This window comes from Paraburkholderia ginsengisoli NBRC 100965 (assembly GCF_000739735.1).
Taxonomy (GTDB): Bacteria; Pseudomonadota; Gammaproteobacteria; order Burkholderiales; family Burkholderiaceae; genus Paraburkholderia; species Paraburkholderia ginsengisoli.
Genome location: NZ_BBJF01000003.1, coordinates 175,578 through 192,516 on the forward strand (window position 1 = coordinate 175,578; position 16,939 = coordinate 192,516).

The following is a 16,939-nucleotide window of genomic DNA, read 5'->3' on the forward strand; positions in this document are numbered from 1 at the left end:
CGAGACTCTCGCATGAGTGGCTCAAACGGGTCGTCCTGAGTCGGCCGTCGTCGGGCTCTGTGCGGGTCGCGTGCAGCCGTCAAGCAGTGACCGGCCAACGAAGGGATACCCTCTCTTTTTCTTCCAGACACAGAATTCTTTTACGCCTAACGCGCGCTTGGGCGTGGGCGCGCGCGAATACCCGATTGTATCTCGACGGGCAACACTCACGAACTGTCCGAAAGCTGTCGCCTTGGAAAATGCAGTCAGGAGGCCTGCCAGACCCGGACGAGCATGGAGCCTTACTTGGACAGGAATCACCATGAACGAATTGAGAGGGTTTTTGGCGGCTGGCGATAGCGACGCATCAGCGCCAGTTGCACGGATTTACTTCGGGGCGTTGAAGGACCGCGCCACCGTGCTTGCGATGGAGCGCGTCAAGGTCGCGGAGCGGGCGCTGGTCGATGCGGGCGGGCACTACGAGCTGTGGGCTGCCGCGCATCAATCGCTTGCCGACGGCAGGACTGTTGCACAGGTTCTGCGCGAGCGGGAATTGCACCTGATGCGTCAACGGGAACTCGCGAACATTGAGCGCGCCGCGTTCGTTGCGGCGGCTGATGCACGTCGCGCAGAGGTCGAGCCGATTTTGGCCGCGTGCGCGAGCGAGTTGCTCGCTCTGTCGCAGAAAATTACCGCCCTTGACCTACAGGTTCGTCGCGTCGCGACACTCCGGGCGGCGTCTCTCGAAGCAATGGAGGCGGCTGGTCTCACCCTCGCGCAAATCGAAAGCATTGGCGCGCCGCGCCCGACCGCAAGCGAGCTTGCTGAGTGGCAATCGGACCTCGCAGCAATGCGTGCGCGCGCGGATCGCCTGAAGGCATTCCGGGCGTCCGCGCCGTTTTTCGACTTGGCATTGCTTGACGATTCGACCGACGGGACGGCTAATGGCCGCCAGTGATTCACTGACTGGTGCGCCCCGCATCTTGGGTTCACTCTGGACGGGGCTCAACCCGGCTTTGCTCGCGAAGTTCTATCCGCTCAAGCGCAACAACGACGGCGGATGGTCGCAGAGCACGGACGTGCGTCAGATTTCCGAGGCGGATAGCTACTCGGTGGATGACGGTTTCGAAGTCCACGCGCCAATCACCGATGGCACGAGCGAGCTTTCGGCGAACTGGCACTCTCCGTTTGAAGGCGCGGGCGCAGAGTCCCAGGCTCCCACTATCTCGGCGATGCTTCAGTCCGGTTCGCTGACGCCCGAGGTGCAGGCGTTCTTTGGATTGAAGGGCGATGACGCCAAGGCAGGCTCATCGGGGGTACAGAGCCTGCTCAAGCAGGCGCAAGGCCGCACCGGCATTACCAAGCTGAACTCGACGCAGGTTTTTAACGGCATGCCGCCTGTGAAGCTGTCGATGACGCTGCACTTTCGCGCGCTGCTTGACCCGATCTCAGAGGTTCGCGATCCGATCATGCAGCTTAAGCAGTGGGCGCTTCCTGCATACCTGTCCAATGACAGTGTGATTGCCGGTGCGCTTAAAAACGGCGCGAAGCAAAGCCCGCTTGAGACCATTTTCCCGTCCGTCGCGCCGCAGATTATCGGCATGCGCTACGGCGACCTGAATTACCAGCCGCTCGTTATCGAATCGGTTTCCGACCCGCTAACCGTGCCGCGTGATTCGGACGGGGCAATGATTGCTTGCACCGTGCAAATAACGCTTGGCACTCTCACGGCGCTCGACCGCCGCGACATTCAAACCATATACCTGTGACGAGGGCCGCCATGGCTATCAGACCGAGCAAGGAGACATGGGCCGCAGTTCGGCTCGCCTACATCTCCGGCCAAACCGCCAAAGAATTGGAGCGTCTTTACGGCGTTCCTGCCGACGCGATTCATCGGCGGTCATCGCGGTACCAGTGGGCCGCTAGCGCAGGGGCGACGGAAGCGATTACCTGCCGCGCGGCGGATCGGCTGGATGCTACGTGTGAGCGGCTGGCTGCCATTTGCGGACGGTTGGAGAATGTTTTGACGACGGGGGCAACGTGAACGAGACTGCAATCGATCTGGAACAGCAACAGATCACGCACGATGCTACGCCGCAACGCGAGCCCCGTGCGCCGATGGCCGACGCGCAGCGCGAGATTCACGTCAAGCAGGCGCTCACGCGATTCGTGCGCAACAAGACCCTGCCCGAAGAACTGGAAACGCTGCGCTACAACCTCATTGCGGCGCGCGTGCTCTCGGGCATGACAGCCGTCGAGGCGGCCAAAGAATTCGGCTACGCGAATAGCACGCAACTGAGCCTGATCGAGTCCGGCGCGCGCCCGACGCCTAAGGATCATCAGTTCCTGCGGCAGGCGGCGCGCGTCTATGCCGTCTCGACCGATTTCCTGCTTGGGCTCTCTCCGCACATGGAATTCGATGCGCGGGTAGCGCACCAACATGCGCTCATGCGCGGCACCGAAGAAATCCTTGGCGGCGTAGCGGCGCAGTTCGCAACCGCGATGATCCAGTTCACCAATCAGACACAGCCGGTCCCCGAAGATTTTGAACGCGTAGCGGCTGCAACAGAGCGCATTGAAGGGGCAATCGCCGTTGCTCGCTCCCACGGGCTCGACGATGTACGTGGGAGCGAGCAACGATTGTGGCAGCAGTGGTCGCTCTGGGGCAGGCCGTTGAACCGATTCGGCGCAAGTGCAAGCAATTCCGCAGCGTCGAAGCCTTCATGGGCGAAGTGCGCGCCGGTCGCGCAGCGGCAATTCCCTATCTCGCGGAGCGTTATCGCCAGCAAAATGTTGCTCGCGATTTGGGGGCGGACGGGATCGTGCCATGAAATCCGACGACAAGGGCTTTCTGATTGCCGACAAGCCGCTCAACGTCGCAGACCTTTCCGAAGGGATTGGCGGCATCCGCAGCGATACGAGTGCAATCCTAGCGATGCTGAAAGCGGGCGTCAGGGATTCCGTCGCCCGTCGGCAGAAGGTGGCGCAGTCCACCGCGCCGCAGGTCAACACGCGCGTTTTTCGTACCTCTACCGCAACCTCGCGCAGCATTGCGAGCGTGCCCGCACCTGACCGACAGCGCGACGCTCACGGACGTTTCATCGCGGGCACGACTGGCGTGAGCGCACTGACGCAGGCGGCGACCGCCGTCAAGACGCTCACGCGGCAACAGGGCGCGCAATACGCAGAAGCCCGGCGAGCCGAAGAATCGCGCGACCGCGCGGGCGTGAGCAACGCGGCACAATCGCGCGATGCTCGTGGGCGGTTCGGATCGGGCGGCGGCGCGGGCGGTGGGCACGGCGATGTTGGTGCGGACGGCAAGGGCATTCTCGCGCACCTCAAAGGTTTGGGCTCTAGCCTGCACTCCCCTGGCGTCGATGTTGGCGCTTATGAAAAGCTCGATCCGACCGTGGAGGCGGGCAAGGAACTCAGCAAAATCGTGTCCGGCCCGTTCGGTGCGGTCGGCAAGCTGGGGAAGGCAACCATCGGGCGCGGCTTCGGGGTGGCGACCGGTAAGAATTCGCCTATCCCGTGGTATCGAAAGATTTTCGCTGAGCTACGCCTGACCCGCGAACAGGCGAGCGAGTTCAACATTGCGCAAGAGCGCACGCTGAAGGATATCGACCGAAAGACTGGCGGCGAGCACGACAGCGGCAAGGGCATTCTCGGCTCACTCGCGGGCCTGCTTGGCGCCCTGCTAGGCAAAGGTGGCGGCCTGCTCGGCAAGGGCGGCGGTCTGATGAAGGCGCTTCTCGGTGGCGGTCTGCGCATGATGAAGGGCGGCGGTGGCCTGCTCGGCTCGCTCGGCAAGGGTGCGCTCGGGCTCAGCAAGATGGGCCTGCGACGCCTGCCGCTGCTCGGCGCGCTGTTCGCGGGCGGCTCGGCACTCGCCAGCATTTTCGGCGGCGACGACCCAAACAAGACCGCAGAGGAAAACCACACTGACCGCTTCAAGGGCGCGGGCTCCGGCATTGGCGCATTGATTGGCGGCGGCCTCGGCACTCTAGTCGGCGGACCGGTGGGCACGATGATTGGCGGCGTGATTGGCGATAAGGTCGGCGAGCTTGTCGGCGGATGGCTCGCGACAGTCGATTGGTCCGCAGTAGGCAAGCGGATTACGGACGGATGGGATGCAACGACCGGCTTCTTCAACGACTCGTGGAAGACGGTAACTGACAAGCTTGGCGATATCGCAAAGACTGCCAGCGCCGCGTGGAGTTCTATCGTTGATGGTGCGAAGGCGTTTCTGAAAGACAATTTCGGCATCGATATCGACGCGATTAAAGAGAAGGCCGCAAAGACGGTTGCGCCGGTCGTGGACGCAGCCAAGCAAGGCGTTCAGGTAGCCAAGGATGCCGGAAAGGCAGCGGTCGATTACGGCAAGGATCGCGTCGAGAAGATGGCCGAGCCGATCAAGACGGCGGCGGCTAATGCCGTGGATGCAGCCAAGGGCGTATTCGGCGGCGGCTCGAAGGGCAACAAGGCTGCGCTCGTTGCCGAGATGAACAGTTCAGGCATGACCAATGGAACTGAGCGCGCTATGTTCATGGCGCAGATGGACCATGAAAGCGGCGGTTTCCGCTCGCTTGAGGAGAGCACGAAGTACAAGCCCAAGCAGTTCCTCAAGCTTTTTGGCAAGCGCGCGGGCATCACGACTGAGGAGCAGGCGCAAGCCATCATCGACAAGGGGCCAGACGCAACTGCGGAAGCCATGTACGGCGGCAACTAGGGTAAGAAGAATCTCGGCAACACCGAGGCGGGCGACGGTGCGAAGTTCAAAGGTCGCGGCTTCACGCAGTTGACCGGGTGCAAGAACTATACCGACGCAGCTAACGGCACGGGGCTTGATCTTGTGAATCACCCGGAACTGGCCGCCGACCCGGCCAACGCCGCAAAGATTGCTGTCTGGTTTCATCGTAGCCGCAAGGGGCTTGTCGAGGCCAGCCAGAATGGCGACGTGCTCGCAGCAACGAAGAAGATCAACGGCGGCACCATCGGCCTCGATGACCGAAACAGGCTGTTCCAGAAATACCTTGCGGAAATGAACAATCCCGGTTTTTCGGCGGCGATTATTGCGGCAGGCAAGGCCGCACCTGGCGTAGCGGTGGCAGCGTCTGTCGTGCCGTCCATTGCGCCGCCGACGGTGCAGGTAGCCGCCGCGACGCCCGTACCGATTGCTCCGGTGCCGACTGTGACAGCGCCGCCGATGAACGTTCCGCCGCCCCCGGCTGTCGCTGCGATTCCGATGCAACTCAATACGCCGGGACCGATGGATGTGCGAGTCACGAATAACCAGCAGGCCGGGCAAGACCTGAGCGACCGACAACTCGCGCACATCGCGACGGGCGGCCTGTCGGCTGGTTAGGGCGGCGCGACGGCGCAGGAATAAGGCTTGGCGGGTGCGCCCGCTTCGCAACTAGAATGGCAGCGTCGTTTGAGGGAGTTCGGTCTTTGCCGCGCCACCGAGCGCGGCTTTTTTTCGTCCGCCGCCAACAGTGGTAAACGACAGCTGTCATTTTTGCCGGTCTAAATCGCGAGCCCATGACGATATTTCACATTTTATTCTGTGACAGTCATTTACGATTGGAAGGTTTAAAATCGACGCCACGTTTTAGGCATGTTTTCACGTTGCAAGTTATACACACGTTGAAAAGCTAATCGCGCGTAAGCGGCGACGTTTGTTGCCTCGTCGGGAGGGCCACGTCCGGCTTGGGGTGCGGATGATCGGGAAAATGAAGTGACATAGCAGAGGGCGCGCCGCGCTCGTTTGGAACTCTCATGAACGACAAAAACGAACAAAAATCCACAGAAGCAGGGCCGCGAAAAGCGCTTTCTTTTTTTGAATCAATGCTTGTGCCCGGAGAGACAATACAGGCGTCCACTATTCAGCGTCGTCTTTTCGCATTAATTCATCGGCGCACGATGGTGACTGCGACTTCAGGTCGCCTTATCGGCATGACGCGCGGTATTTTTGGCGGCTTTACGCCGATCGACATGCGCTGGCAAGACATCAAGACAGCGCAAATTAAAGCTGGAATCTTCGGGAGCAAACTGACAGTGACGGGCCTGACGCAACCCGATCTGGCAAGCGGAGGTTCTATGCGCGCGTTCGAGTTCACCGGTCTCCGGAAAGCGGACGCGCAGGCGGTGTATCGAATCTGCCAAGCTCAGGAGCAGGCATGGCGCGAGAAGCGCCGACTTCGCGAGCTTGAGGAATTGCGCGCCAAGTCCGGCGGCTTCCAAGGGAATGTCGGCGGCTCATCCAGCATTGCTGAGGAAGAGCCAACAGAACGGCTCAGAAAGGCTAAAGCCATGCTTGAGCAAGGACTGATCAGTGATTCCGAATACGAAACCATCAAAGCGCGTGTGATTGGTCAGCTTTGATCGCCCTCCCGGGCTGTTGAGCAAAACGAGCCTGCGAACATACGAGATCGCCGACAGGAAGAAGTTAATGGCGCTAATAAATTGCAGTGAATGCCGTACCGAAATCAGCAAGACGGCGGCAACATGTCCGAAGTGTGGCAATTCTATCCGTGCGATCGGAGCGGGACCGGTGGGCCGCAAGCTTGGCGGCGCAGCAGCAGTCTTTTTTGCGACCCTTATCGCCGCCACGTTTATTGAGGGAAAATCGGCCGATAAACCGGTCCAGGGCTCTACAGCCGTCAGTGGTGGAGCAGTGGTATTGCAGGCTGCGAGTTCAAATACTGCAAACACGGCAGCCCAGACACCGGCTCCGACCGAATCAACACCCCCGGCAGCGGCGAATCGGGTAGCCGAAACGGCCATACCTCCGGCATCGGTGCCTACTACTGCAATGTCCGCCGGAGCCGCGAAACCGAGTTTCGACTGTGCCCACGTACATTCAACGCCCGAAAGGCTCATCTGCGGCAATCCCGAGCTGGCCGCCCACGATCGTGATCTGGCAGTCGTATTCGCGCGAGCGAGAGCTGCGGCTAACGATCAGGCGGCGTTCAAAGAGCAGGAGCGGCAGCGATGGAATTACCGCGAACGCACCTGCCGCGACAAGGATTGTCTTGTCCGCTGGTACGCAGATCAGAAAGCCGATCTGACGCAGATCGCTGCGACCGGGAACGTCCCGGGCAGTTGAGAGGTTCGGCGCGCGCAAACCAGTTCTTGGTACCGGCGTTGTTGTGGTGGCGGTCTTGGGGGTTGAGGCAATGCGACAAGGCGCTGGATTACGCGCCGCCGACTGCGGTGATCGGGATGAATTCGGCATCGGGCTCCCGGAACGCATGGGCATTGGCGCGTGCGTCGTGAAGTGCGTGGTGTTGGCCGCCGTGGATCGTGCGGTAGCTTTGGAGGCGCGCCGGATCAAGGCGTGGTGAAACATCCTCGGTACTCCATGCGCGCGGCAGTGGGCCGCCCAGCGCGGAGTAGAGCAGCGGCAGGTCATACTCAGTCCCACCACCGTCACAGCACATCACAGGTGGCGGGTCGAGTGGGATTGCAGCCATCCACTTTCTCAGATCGTCACGGAGTCGCGCATCCGCCAATGCTCGCGCGGGCACCTTGCCGAGTTGCGGAAGCACGTGCGCTCGTACGAAGTCGCTGCACGCCTCGCGATTGAAGTCCGAGCGCTCGGCGTAGAACTCACTGCCGTCTTGGCCGACGATGCTGATGCTGATGAGTTCGGCGTTGTCGAGGGACGTGAACTCGGTATCAACGAAGTAGCGCGCCGCCTTGGGAGCATTGGCGGAGCCCGACGATAGAGGGAGCACTGTCGCACCGACTTTGATCGTATCGAGATAGTCCGCCCAACGTTGCATCATCGCTCGACGTTCCTTGATGAACTTCGTGCGGTTGTACGCGCCGCCTAGATTGTCCGATACGGCGTGCGCGAGCTGATGCTCGATCACTTCTGGTTTCTGCTCAAGCTCCTCATGCAGGATCGTGCGCGCCATTGCCCGGAAGCCGTGACCGGTAATCTCTGTCTTGGTGTCGTAGCCGAGACGCCGTAGCGCCGCATTGATTGCGGCTTCGCTCATAGGGCACTTGCGATCCCGTGCGCCGGGGAAGACGTACAGCCCGCTCCCGGTAAGCGCCTGGAGTGCGTGTAGGATCGCGACGGCTTGCGTGGCGAGGGGCACGAGGTGCAGCGTGTCGGTCTTGGTGACACGATACCTCCATTCCCCTTTGTCCAGGTCGAACTGCTCCCATTCTGCCTTGCGCAGTTCGCCGGGCCGCACGAACAGCATGGGCGCGAGCTTGAGCGCGCAGAGCACGGGAAACGTCCCCGTGAAACTATCAAATGCGCGGAGCATTTCGCCTACCTTCGCAGGTTCGGTTATCGAGGCGAAATGAGTCGTCTGTGCAGGCGGGATTGCGCCAGTAAGGTCGCGAGCCGGATCGGACTTGCAGAATCCTTCCTTGATGCCGTACCGGAATACACGGCTAATCTCACTCCGCAGCCGGTGCGCCGTGAAGCGCGCTCCCCGGTTATCCACGCGCTTGAGTACGTCCAGAATATCCGGCGCTTCAATTTCAGTGATGGGGCGCTTGCCAATCCACGGGAAGGCATCGCTGTTAAAGCGCGCCAGTGTCTTGTCGTACTGCGCTGGTTCAACGTAGGGGCGGCGCTCGTCCATCCAGGCCAGCGCGAGCGCTTCGAACGTGTTGATTGCCGCAAGGCGGGCGGCGCGCTTATCCGCTTTCTTCGCCTCGCCGGGATCGACGCCAGCGGCCAGCTTCTCGCGGGCCTCATCACGTTTCTTACGCGCCGCCGCCAGCGACACGTCTGGATAGACGCCGAGCGCCAATAGTTTCTCTTTGCCCGCCACCCGGTACTTAAGCCGCCAGTAACGTTGGCCTGCGGGTGTGACGAGCAGGAACAGCCCGCCGCCGTCGAAAAGCTTCTGCAGCTTGTCGGTCGGCTTGGTGTTCCTGATGGTCGTATCGGTGAGCGGCATGGGGGTATCTGAGCGTGGGGGTAGCGCGGATAGCGCGACATACCCCGAACATACCCCCTGATACCCCCGGCTGTCCACGGATCAACCCGGAACACTCAGGAAAGAAAAAACCCGCGAAGCCTTTAGCTGTCGCGGGTTTCTGTACTTCTCCGGAACTTGCCGAAATATTCTTTGGTGCCCAGGGCCGGAATCGAACCGGCACGCCTTGCGGCGGGGGATTTTGAGTCCCCTGCGTCTACCAATTTCACCACCTGGGCAGGTCTTGCAGCGTACGCGTCAGAACAGGGCGCGTCGCGAAGACGCAGATTATGGCCGAAAATTCGACGAGCGGCAAGCCACTTGCTTCCAGCCGCCGCGCAACCATCAAACCGTGCGGGAAAAGCGTTCCAGCGTTTGCTGCCCGAGATAGCGGTCGAACACCATCGCGATGTTTCGCACCAGCATGCGTCCGGCCATCTGCACGTCGAGCTTGCCGGCGTCGATCGACACCAGGCCGTCCTGTTCGAAGCCGCGCAGGCGCTCCAGTTCCGGTGCGAACGTTTCCACGAAGCGGATTCCGTAAGCGGCTTCGAATTCATCGAAGCGCAATTCCAGGTTGCACATGAGCTGCGTGATCACGTCGCGGCGCAGACGGTCGTCGGCGGCGAGGCGCACGCCGCGCGTGATCGCGAGCCGGCCCGCATCGATCGCGGCCGCGTAGCCCGGCAGGTCCTTTGCGTTCTGCGCGTACACGTCGCCGACCTTGCCGATCGACGATGCGCCGAAGCCGATCAGATCGCATTCCGCCCGCGTGCTATAGCCCTGGAAATTGCGATGCAACGTGCGCTGTGCCTGCGCGCGGGCGAGTTCATCGGTGGGCAGCGCGAAGTGATCCATGCCGATGTACACGTAGCCCGCGCCCGTCAGCCGCTCGACCACCCGTTGCAGCAGCGCGAGCCGCTGCTCTGGCGACGGCAGCGCCGCGGGGTCCATCTGACGTTGCATCTTGAAGAGTTGCGGCATGTGCGCGTACGCGAACACCGACAGACGATCGGGCGCGAGTTCGATCATCGTGTCGAGCGTGCGGCTGAAGCTGTCGACCGTTTGATGCGGCAGTCCGTAAATCAGATCGACGCCGATCGAATGAAACGCCGTGTCGCGCGCGGCTTGCATCACCGACGCGGTCATCTCGAACGGTTGAATGCGGTTGATTGCCTGCTGCACGATCGGATCGAAGTCCTGCACGCCGAGGCTCAACCGGTTGAAGCCGAGTTTGCGCAGATGCGCGACGGTGTCGGGCGACGCTTCGCGCGGATCGACTTCGATTGAATACTCGGCTTCGGCATCGGGCAGCAATGCGAAGTGCTCGCGCGTGGCAGCCATCAGTTCGGCCATTTCGTCGTGCGACAGAAAGGTGGGTGTGCCGCCGCCCCAATGCAATTGCGATACCGGCCGTTGCGTGTCGAAACACGTGGCCTGCAACGCTATTTCACGCTTCAACCGATCGAGGTACGGACGGGCGTGCGCGCGGTTCTTCGTTGCGACCTTGTTGCAGCCGCAGTAGAAGCACACGGTGTCGCAAAACGGAATGTGGAAGTACAGCGAGAGATCGGTCGACGAGGCGCTCGGGTCGGCGGCGGCGCGTAAATAATCGGCGGGATTGAACTGGTCGTGGAACTGCAGCGCGGTTGGGTAGGACGTATAACGCGGGCCGCTTGCGCTGTATCTGGTGAGCAGGTCGGGGCGGAAAAGCGTATCGGCGAGGGGCATGAGGGGCTCGGGTCGGGATGGCCACCGTGGCAGAGGCGGAACCGGCGGCGTCGCCGGACCGGATCGAACGGCGCTGACGCCTCTTGAGCATGGCCTTTCGGAGCCATCGAGTTTAAGTGAGCGACCTGCAGCCGCATTGCGTAAAAAGGTCGCACGGAATCCGGTGGCACAATGCGGGTCTGGCAATGCGTGGCCTGTTTTCGAGAGCGGAGAGAGTGGGGTGATGGATATGTTGAACAGCATGTCCGCGTCTCATACGGGCATGCGCGCTACCCCGATGCAGCGCACGCCGTGCTGTGCCGTCGTTTTTCAGTCATTCCGGGCATGCCGCGGCACGCCCTCTGTCAAATAAGTCGATTTATGAACTGTCGTCCAAACTGCGGGGCCTGCTGCATTGCTCCGTCCATTTCCAGTGCTATTCCGGGGATGCTTTCCGGAAAGCCCGCAGGCGTGAAATGCGTCCAGCTTGACGACGAAATGCGTTGCAAGATTTTTGGCCACCCCGACCGTCCGCAGGTGTGTGGTTCGCTCAAACCCGCCGCCGGTATGTGCGGAGACAGTCGCGACCAGGCAATGCTCTGGATTGGCGATCTGGAAAAAGCGACAGCGCCGGCTATCAACATCCCCCGATAACTCACCGCGATGGCGGACAGCAAACGCGGGCGGTCATAACGATATTTTTTGATTGTCATCGCGGTTCACCCATAAGGGTGTGTCGTGTCCTCGCTCGTCGCTCTGATTAAAGAAGAGGCGAGGCACACGCCGTCATGCGATATAGAACGAGGCCGCACGAGTCCCGCTATTTTCGATAGCGCAGATTTTGCCCACATGCAAATGGGCAATCCGGCGATGGCATGCCGATTTCCGCATCCCATTGCAGCGCGCGTCGATTGTCCCAGGCCTGGCGTATCAAGGGCGTCTATTCGTCCGTGCCTAAAGTTTTAAGTCTTTTATCCGTAATGCTTATGTTGGCCCGCTGCAAGCACGGGGCTGTGTGCCGGCATTTCCAGCACCGAAAAGCATTCCTGGCTAGCAGTGCGCCAAACGGCTCAACTGCTCAACTTTATGGCGCTTATGAAAAGAACCCTTCTACTTCTTCTCGGCTCGACAGCATTGCTTTCTCAGGCACAAGCCAAGGACATTCGAGACCAGCTCAATATCCAGACAGGCAAGGCAGTGCTGGTTATTTCCGACGTGGCGCCGCAGCAGGCCGCAGAGCAGATAAAAGACGCCATTACCCAGTTCGCCATTCCGACGAGTCTGAACTATCGCCCCATTCCGTCACCGCTGCCCACGAGGCCGGGTTCTCCTGTCGAGCAGCAGGTCGTTATTCAAGGGTCCCCGGCAACCGACTATTCATGCACAGGCGCTTACGCGGAAATCACGAAAACGCCGCCTCCCGTGCAGAACGCTTTCTATTTCAACCGCGAGGCACTGCGCGCCTGCCTGTATGCATTCCAGGGCGGCGTCAAGGTTGAAATGATTTTTCACGTCATGCGCAAAACGGATTCTTTGACGGGTGGTTTGTTCAATGGCATTACGAAGGCCATTCGCGGCAGCGACGGCGAACGGATCGCCAGTCAGCTAAAAGAAAATATCGACGAAATCAGGAAGAAGCTGCCCACCACGCTGGTGGCGCGCATCGACGCGCCCGGTCTGCCAGTAGAAGAACCCGACAAGGATGCGGTGGCGAAATGGATTCCGCCGCTGACTGACGCAGAATTGGCCGCTCAGGCTCCGCAAACTGCTGCTCCCATAACTGCGGTGCCGCAGCCTCAGGCCCAGCATCCGGCGGCCCAGCCGCAACTGGATGGGGGTGTCGATCTTTCCGTGCTGGGTGCGCGCAAAGAGCTTGCGGCCATGGGGCTGAAGTTTTATGACCAGGACCAGTTTGTAGACGCTGCTCGCCGAAATGATTTCCTGACGGTTCGCCTTTTTCTGGCGGCGGCATCAATTCATCCGGGTGCGCCGGATAGCAAAGGCGACACTGCGCTGAGCTTTGCCAAAGACAACTCGGAAATGAAGTTCTTTCTGACCTCTTTCGCGGAAGCTGAAAAGCAGGGGCAATATCCGGGGAAAATTGGCGAAGCAGTTTTGTCGAAATAGATCGCGCGATATGTGCCTGAAATCATGTCCCTGACGGAGGGGCCTGATTTCAGGCGAACGGAGCGACATAAAAAGCGGGTGCAGGGGAAGGCGCCCGGATAAAAGCGTGGATGATAAAAATCATCCAAAAAAATATACAAATGACCACGAAAGCTGAATTGGCGACCAACAAAAAGACGGTCACGCAATGGGTGGGAAAAACACACTGGGCGGACGCGAAAAGCCAAGAAAATTTGAAACGAAGATAATAGCCCGAAGGGAATGTCCCCTGACAGGGCGGCGTTGGACGTTCTCTTTGCGGACGATGAGGCAATGGTCGACTATACGACGCCAGCCATCCCGAAAGATATTCCAGAAGTGCTCAGGCTAAAGGAACTTGAACAGAACTACAAAAACATCGTTGACGGGAGAGCGACGTTAAAGACTAACACGTCGATTTTTCCAGAAATAACGCTCCCGGAAACTCTGCTTGAGTAAAGCGGCCCAGCCTTTTGCAATAAGGTGACGTCTGGCGGGGAAACTCCCCGCCTTTCACAAAGGTCGTCCCGTCCCGTTCAAGCTAGGGAGTGCCGCACTGATTTCCCGTTATGTGGGAAGAAGGCGACCAACGGACGCGTACTGCATGCAACTCGGCTACGATCTGCTCTGCGCGGTCTTCGCGCCGCTGTGGACGGCCGGCGTACTGTCCGGCGCGCACCCGCACTCTCGCATGTGCGGCGACCAGCAAGCAACCCAACCGCATGCTCGAAAAAGCTTCCACTGGAGATTTCGCATGACTCGATCCGCAGCGCCGGCCCGGCGCCGCTTTCTGCGCGCCGCGCTGACAGGCTGTAGCGTGTTCGGCATCACTGTCTCGCTTGCGGCCTGCGCGGCGTCGACTTTTCCGTTCATTCCGTCGCACTACACGTTCTCGCAGCAGCAGGTGCAGGACGCGGTGCAGCGCAAATTCCCGTATCAGCGCACGGTCTCGCAAGTGTTCGACGTTGCGCTGACTCATCCCGTGGTGGGTTTCCTGCCGGACGCGAACCGCGTTTCCGTGCAGCTCGACGCGCGCTTTGCGAGCCCGTTCATGCCGCAGCCGGTCGACGGCGTGTTCACGCTCTCCAGTGAACTGGCCTACGACGCCGCCAGCAGATCGGTCGTACTGCGGGCGCCGAATGTCGACAACGTCAGCGTCAATGGGCAGGCGCAGGCCTACACGCAGCAGATCAACGCGGCCGCGGCGCTGCTCGCGACACAGTTGCTGACCAACTATCCGATCTACACCTTCAAGCCCGAACAACTGCAATTTGCCGGAGTGAATTACGAACCCGGTACAATCACCATCCTTACAAACGGCATACGCGTGCAAATCGTCGAAAAATGACGGAGCGCGCGGCCGGCAGGGCCGCGCACGCATGTGACTGTCGCGCAGGTCCTGTTCGTTCCGACAAACACAGAGACAAGGGGCACGGATGGACTGGCTACTGGCTTGCAAGGCGTTGATTCTGGGCGTCGTCGAAGGGTTGACGGAGTTTTTGCCGGTGTCGAGCACCGGCCATCTGATCGTCGTCGGCAGCCTGCTGAATTTCACGGACGAGCACGCGAAAACCTTCGACGTCGTGATCCAGCTCGGCGCGATTCTCGCCGTGTGCTGGGAGTTTCGCCGCCGCATCGGCAGCGTGGTGGCCGGCTTGCCGAGCCGCCCCGAGGCGCGCCGCTTCACGCTGAACGTGATCATCGCGACGATTCCGGCGATCGTGCTCGGCCTGCTGTTCGAAAAGTCCATCAAGGCGGCGCTGTTTTCGCCGGTACCGGTTGCGTTCGCGCTGGTCGCGGGCGGCGTCGTGATCCTGTGGGCTGAGGCCCGTCAGCGAGCCCGCGGCGCCGAGGTGGCGCGAGTGCGCAACGTCGACGACATGAGCGCGCTCGACGCGCTGAAAGTGGGGCTGGCGCAGTGTTTCGCGCTGATTCCGGGCACGTCGCGTTCGGGCGCGACGATCATCGGCGGGATGCTGTTCGGTCTGGAGCGGCGGGTCGCCACCGAGTTTTCATTTTTCCTCGCGATTCCGATCATCTTCGGCGCCACTGCTTACGAGCTCTACAAGGACTGGCACCTGCTGTCCACCGACGCGCTTGGCAGCTTCGCGCTCGGCTTCGTCGCGGCCTTCGTCAGCGCGTTCATTTGCGTGCGCTGGCTGCTGCGCTACATCGCGTCGCACGACTTCACCGCGTTCGCGTGGTATCGGATCGGCTTCGGCCTGTTGATCCTGCTGGTCGGTTATAGCGGCGCGTTGAGCTGGACCGAATGAGATCTCGCGTTGTGCTCGCAGCATGAAAAAAGGTCCGCAAGTGCGGACCTTTTTGCTATTTGGACCCGGCGACGGAGTTGCCGGCGGTTTTACGCGGCGGCGCGCTTGCGGAACACCAGGTCCCACACGCCGTGCCCGAGCCGTAGCCCGCGCCGCTCGAACTTCGTCACCGGACGATACTCCGGGCGTGGCGCATAGCCGTCGGCGGTGTTCTCCAGCGCGGAGTCCGCACCCAGCACGTCGAGCATCTGCTCGGCGTAGTTCTGCCAATCGGTCGCGCAATGCAGATAGGCGCCCGGCTTCAGACGCGACACGAGCAGCGCGACGAACTTCGGCTGGATCAGCCGGCGCTTGTGGTGGCGCGCCTTGTGCCACGGGTCAGGGAAGAAAATGTGCACGCCGTCGAGGCTGTCAGGCGCGATCATCTGTTCGAGCACTTCGACCGCGTCGTGCTGGATGATGCGAATGTTCGACAGCGACTGCTCGCCCATCAGCTTGAGCAGCGCGCCGACGCCCGGCTCGTGCACTTCGACGCCGAGGAAGTCGTCATCGGGACGATGCGAGGCGATTTCCGCGGTGGTCGCGCCCATGCCGAAACCGATCTCCAGCACGCGCGGCGCGGCGCGGCCAAACACGCTGTTCCAGTCGGGCTGCTGCGGCGCGTAGGGCACCACAAAGCGCGGGCCGAGTTCGTCCATCGCGCGACGCTGGCCGGTCGACACGCGGCCGGCGCGCGTCACGAAGCTGCGGATGCGGCGGCGATGCAGCGCTTCGTCCGGCGCGCCGTCGCCAGCGGATTGGTTTTCGGCTTCGCTCGAAGGCGTCGGGAGTTCGTCCGGCAGGCCGGTGTCGTTTGGATCGTGGATCATCGTCGATGCTGCTACAAGGGTGAGGGCTGCGCGGCTCGCGCGGCGGACTGCAACGCGCCGGTCTGCGCCTTGGCGGCAAAGCCGCGTAACGTGCGCGCTGCGTCGGCGCCGTGTTTGCGACTCGCTGCGCCGGGCCGTTGCCACTACAAAAAAGCCGCCTTCTGGGAGGCGGCTCATGCTGTATTTTTGCTGAAGGCTTAGCGGGAAGTGGAGCGGGCGATGGGAATCGAACCCACGGCTCTAGCTTGGGAAGCTAGGGTATTACCATTATACGACGCCCGCAGAGCGCACAATTCTACTCGGGAAAGGGCGTCCAGCGCAAATCGCACCGCGCATTCCTCTTCACGCGTCGCGCGTCTTCAGATCACGAAGTAGGTCAGTTGAACGGCCGCGCGCGTGACCACCATCAGCAGAACCTGCACGATCACGAACAGCAGGATCGGCGAAAGGTCGATCCCGCCCAGTTGCGGAATCACGCGGCGCAGCGGATTCAAAAACGGCGCGGTCAGCTGATACAGGATCGGCATGGCCGGCGAGCGCGGATTGAGCCACGACAGCAGCGCCATCAGGATCGTCAGCCAGATGATCAGATTCAGCGCCCACTTGATGACGGTCAACACGGCGACGATCAACAGCGTCGGCACCAGCGTCAGCGGGTCGGCGCCGGTGAGGACCACCATCAGCACCACATAGACGATCGCCGCGAGCAGCGCGGCGACGAGACTCGCCCAATCGATGCTGCGCGTACTCGGCAAAATGCGACGCAGCGGCAGCACGATCCAGTTGGTGGCTTGCAGCACGGCGTTCGTCACTGGGTTGTAGGGCGGCATGCGCACGACCTGCAGCCAGGCGCGCAGCAGCAACGCCGCGCCGAACAGCGTGAAGAGGGTATTGAGCAGAAAACGGGCGATATCGCCAAACATCTCGTGTCCTTATGCTTCGGATGGCGGCCGTCGATCGGCCGCGGAGTGCCGGCGTGGACCGATCGGTGCGCGCCGGCGGTTCATTGGGCTTGCAT

The 16,939-nt window shown here is 61.2% G+C and carries 13 protein-coding genes, 2 tRNA genes and 2 pseudogenes; 11 read left to right on the forward strand and 6 right to left on the reverse strand.

Annotated features, from left to right (window positions below):
• Window positions 1-301: 301 nt before the first annotated feature.
• The 6 genes and pseudogenes from BGI01S_RS01820 to BGI01S_RS30025 all read left to right on the forward strand — a co-directional run bounded on the left by BGI01S_RS01820 (window position 302) and on the right by BGI01S_RS30025 (window position 7,087).
• Window positions 302-937, forward strand: a complete 636-nt coding sequence (locus BGI01S_RS01820) for a hypothetical protein (protein WP_042321571.1) — start codon at window positions 302-304, stop codon at window positions 935-937.
• Window positions 924-1,748, forward strand: a complete 825-nt coding sequence (locus BGI01S_RS01825) for a hypothetical protein (RefSeq protein WP_042321573.1) — start codon at window positions 924-926, stop codon at window positions 1,746-1,748. Before BGI01S_RS01820 ends, BGI01S_RS01825 begins: the two co-directional genes overlap by 14 nt.
• 1,058 nt (window positions 1,749-2,806) lie before the next feature.
• Window positions 2,807-4,708: a hypothetical protein gene (locus BGI01S_RS01840; RefSeq protein ID WP_042321579.1), complete on the forward strand. Its 1,902-nt coding sequence runs from the start codon at window positions 2,807-2,809 to the stop codon at window positions 4,706-4,708.
• 45 nt (window positions 4,709-4,753) lie between these two features.
• Window positions 4,754-5,344 (forward strand): annotated as a pseudogene (locus tag BGI01S_RS28860) (glycoside hydrolase family 19 protein); the annotation flags it as partial.
• 413 nt (window positions 5,345-5,757) lie between these two features.
• The gene (locus tag BGI01S_RS01850; RefSeq protein WP_042321580.1) at window positions 5,758-6,363 is read left to right on the forward strand and encodes an SHOCT domain-containing protein; all 606 of its coding nucleotides are present in this window, start codon (window positions 5,758-5,760) and stop codon (window positions 6,361-6,363) included.
• Window positions 6,350-7,087 carry a lysozyme inhibitor LprI family protein gene (locus BGI01S_RS30025; protein WP_157004101.1) on the forward strand — a complete coding sequence of 246 codons (738 nt, stop codon included), beginning with the start codon at window positions 6,350-6,352 and terminating at the stop codon, window positions 7,085-7,087. The genes BGI01S_RS01850 and BGI01S_RS30025 overlap by 14 nt, the downstream gene beginning before the upstream one ends.
• 613 nt (window positions 7,088-7,700) lie before the next feature.
• Here the strand turns inward: BGI01S_RS30025 and BGI01S_RS01860 are convergent.
• The 3 genes and pseudogenes from BGI01S_RS01860 to hemN all read right to left on the reverse strand — a co-directional run.
• A pseudogene (locus tag BGI01S_RS01860) lies at window positions 7,701-8,906 on the reverse strand (tyrosine-type recombinase/integrase); the annotation flags it as partial.
• A 172-nt stretch (window positions 8,907-9,078) separates the two neighbouring features.
• Window positions 9,079-9,163, reverse strand: a tRNA-Leu gene (locus BGI01S_RS01865).
• Window positions 9,164-9,269: 106 nt separating this feature from the next.
• Window positions 9,270-10,655: an oxygen-independent coproporphyrinogen III oxidase gene (hemN, locus tag BGI01S_RS01870; RefSeq protein ID WP_042321583.1), complete on the reverse strand. Its 1,386-nt coding sequence runs from the start codon at window positions 10,653-10,655 to the stop codon at window positions 9,270-9,272.
• Between the two features lie 360 nt (window positions 10,656-11,015).
• Between hemN and BGI01S_RS29175 the strand changes: the two genes are divergently transcribed.
• The 5 genes from BGI01S_RS29175 (at window position 11,016) to BGI01S_RS01890 (ending at window position 15,052) form a co-directional block, all read left to right on the forward strand.
• A complete protein-coding gene (locus tag BGI01S_RS29175; protein ID WP_084585241.1) occupies window positions 11,016-11,288 on the forward strand; it encodes a YkgJ family cysteine cluster protein in 273 nt (90 codons plus the stop codon).
• Window positions 11,289-11,729: 441 nt separating this feature from the next.
• Window positions 11,730-12,761, forward strand: coding sequence for a hypothetical protein (locus tag BGI01S_RS01875; RefSeq protein ID WP_157004102.1), 1,032 nt, complete (start codon window positions 11,730-11,732; stop codon window positions 12,759-12,761).
• Between the two features lie 261 nt (window positions 12,762-13,022).
• Window positions 13,023-13,238 carry a hypothetical protein gene (locus BGI01S_RS01880; RefSeq protein ID WP_042321585.1) on the forward strand — a complete coding sequence of 72 codons (216 nt, stop codon included), beginning with the start codon at window positions 13,023-13,025 and terminating at the stop codon, window positions 13,236-13,238.
• A gap of 295 nt (window positions 13,239-13,533) precedes the next feature.
• Entirely contained in the window at window positions 13,534-14,127 is a 594-nt protein-coding gene (locus tag BGI01S_RS01885) for a DUF1439 domain-containing protein (protein WP_042322544.1), read from the forward strand.
• An 88-nt stretch (window positions 14,128-14,215) separates the two neighbouring features.
• Window positions 14,216-15,052, forward strand: coding sequence for an undecaprenyl-diphosphate phosphatase (locus BGI01S_RS01890; RefSeq protein WP_042321587.1), 837 nt, complete (start codon window positions 14,216-14,218; stop codon window positions 15,050-15,052).
• An 89-nt stretch (window positions 15,053-15,141) separates the two neighbouring features.
• Here the strand turns inward: BGI01S_RS01890 and trmB are convergent, their stop codons facing one another.
• The 3 genes from trmB to BGI01S_RS01905 form a co-directional block, all read right to left on the reverse strand.
• Window positions 15,142-15,921 carry a tRNA (guanosine(46)-N7)-methyltransferase TrmB gene (gene trmB / locus BGI01S_RS01895; protein ID WP_042321589.1) on the reverse strand — a complete coding sequence of 260 codons (780 nt, stop codon included), beginning with the start codon at window positions 15,919-15,921 and terminating at the stop codon, window positions 15,142-15,144.
• Between the two features lie 208 nt (window positions 15,922-16,129).
• A tRNA-Gly gene (locus tag BGI01S_RS01900) sits at window positions 16,130-16,203 on the reverse strand.
• 77 nt (window positions 16,204-16,280) lie between these two features.
• Entirely contained in the window at window positions 16,281-16,844 is a 564-nt protein-coding gene (locus BGI01S_RS01905; protein WP_042321591.1) for a YggT family protein, read from the reverse strand.
• Window positions 16,845-16,939 lie beyond the last annotated feature (95 nt).

Excerpts from the sequence above, each read along its gene's own strand:
- BGI01S_RS01820 (WP_042321571.1), top strand. The coding sequence starts at position 302 with ATGAACGAATTGAGAGGGTTTTTGGCGGCTGGCGATAGCGACGCATCA.
- BGI01S_RS01825 (WP_042321573.1), top strand. The coding sequence starts at position 924 with ATGGCCGCCAGTGATTCACTGACTGGTGCGCCCCGCATCTTGGGTTCA.
- BGI01S_RS01840 (WP_042321579.1), top strand. The coding sequence starts at position 2,807 with ATGAAATCCGACGACAAGGGCTTTCTGATTGCCGACAAGCCGCTCAAC.
- BGI01S_RS01850 (WP_042321580.1), top strand. The coding sequence starts at position 5,758 with ATGAACGACAAAAACGAACAAAAATCCACAGAAGCAGGGCCGCGAAAA.
- hemN (WP_042321583.1), bottom strand. The coding sequence starts at position 10,655 with ATGCCCCTCGCCGATACGCTTTTCCGCCCCGACCTGCTCACCAGATAC.
- BGI01S_RS29175 (WP_084585241.1), top strand. The coding sequence starts at position 11,016 with ATGAACTGTCGTCCAAACTGCGGGGCCTGCTGCATTGCTCCGTCCATT.
- BGI01S_RS01875 (WP_157004102.1), top strand. The coding sequence starts at position 11,730 with ATGAAAAGAACCCTTCTACTTCTTCTCGGCTCGACAGCATTGCTTTCT.
- BGI01S_RS01880 (WP_042321585.1), top strand. The coding sequence starts at position 13,023 with ATGTCCCCTGACAGGGCGGCGTTGGACGTTCTCTTTGCGGACGATGAG.
- BGI01S_RS01885 (WP_042322544.1), top strand. The coding sequence starts at position 13,534 with ATGACTCGATCCGCAGCGCCGGCCCGGCGCCGCTTTCTGCGCGCCGCG.
- BGI01S_RS01890 (WP_042321587.1), top strand. The coding sequence starts at position 14,216 with ATGGACTGGCTACTGGCTTGCAAGGCGTTGATTCTGGGCGTCGTCGAA.
- trmB (WP_042321589.1), bottom strand. The coding sequence starts at position 15,921 with ATGATCCACGATCCAAACGACACCGGCCTGCCGGACGAACTCCCGACG.
- BGI01S_RS01905 (WP_042321591.1), bottom strand. The coding sequence starts at position 16,844 with ATGTTTGGCGATATCGCCCGTTTTCTGCTCAATACCCTCTTCACGCTG.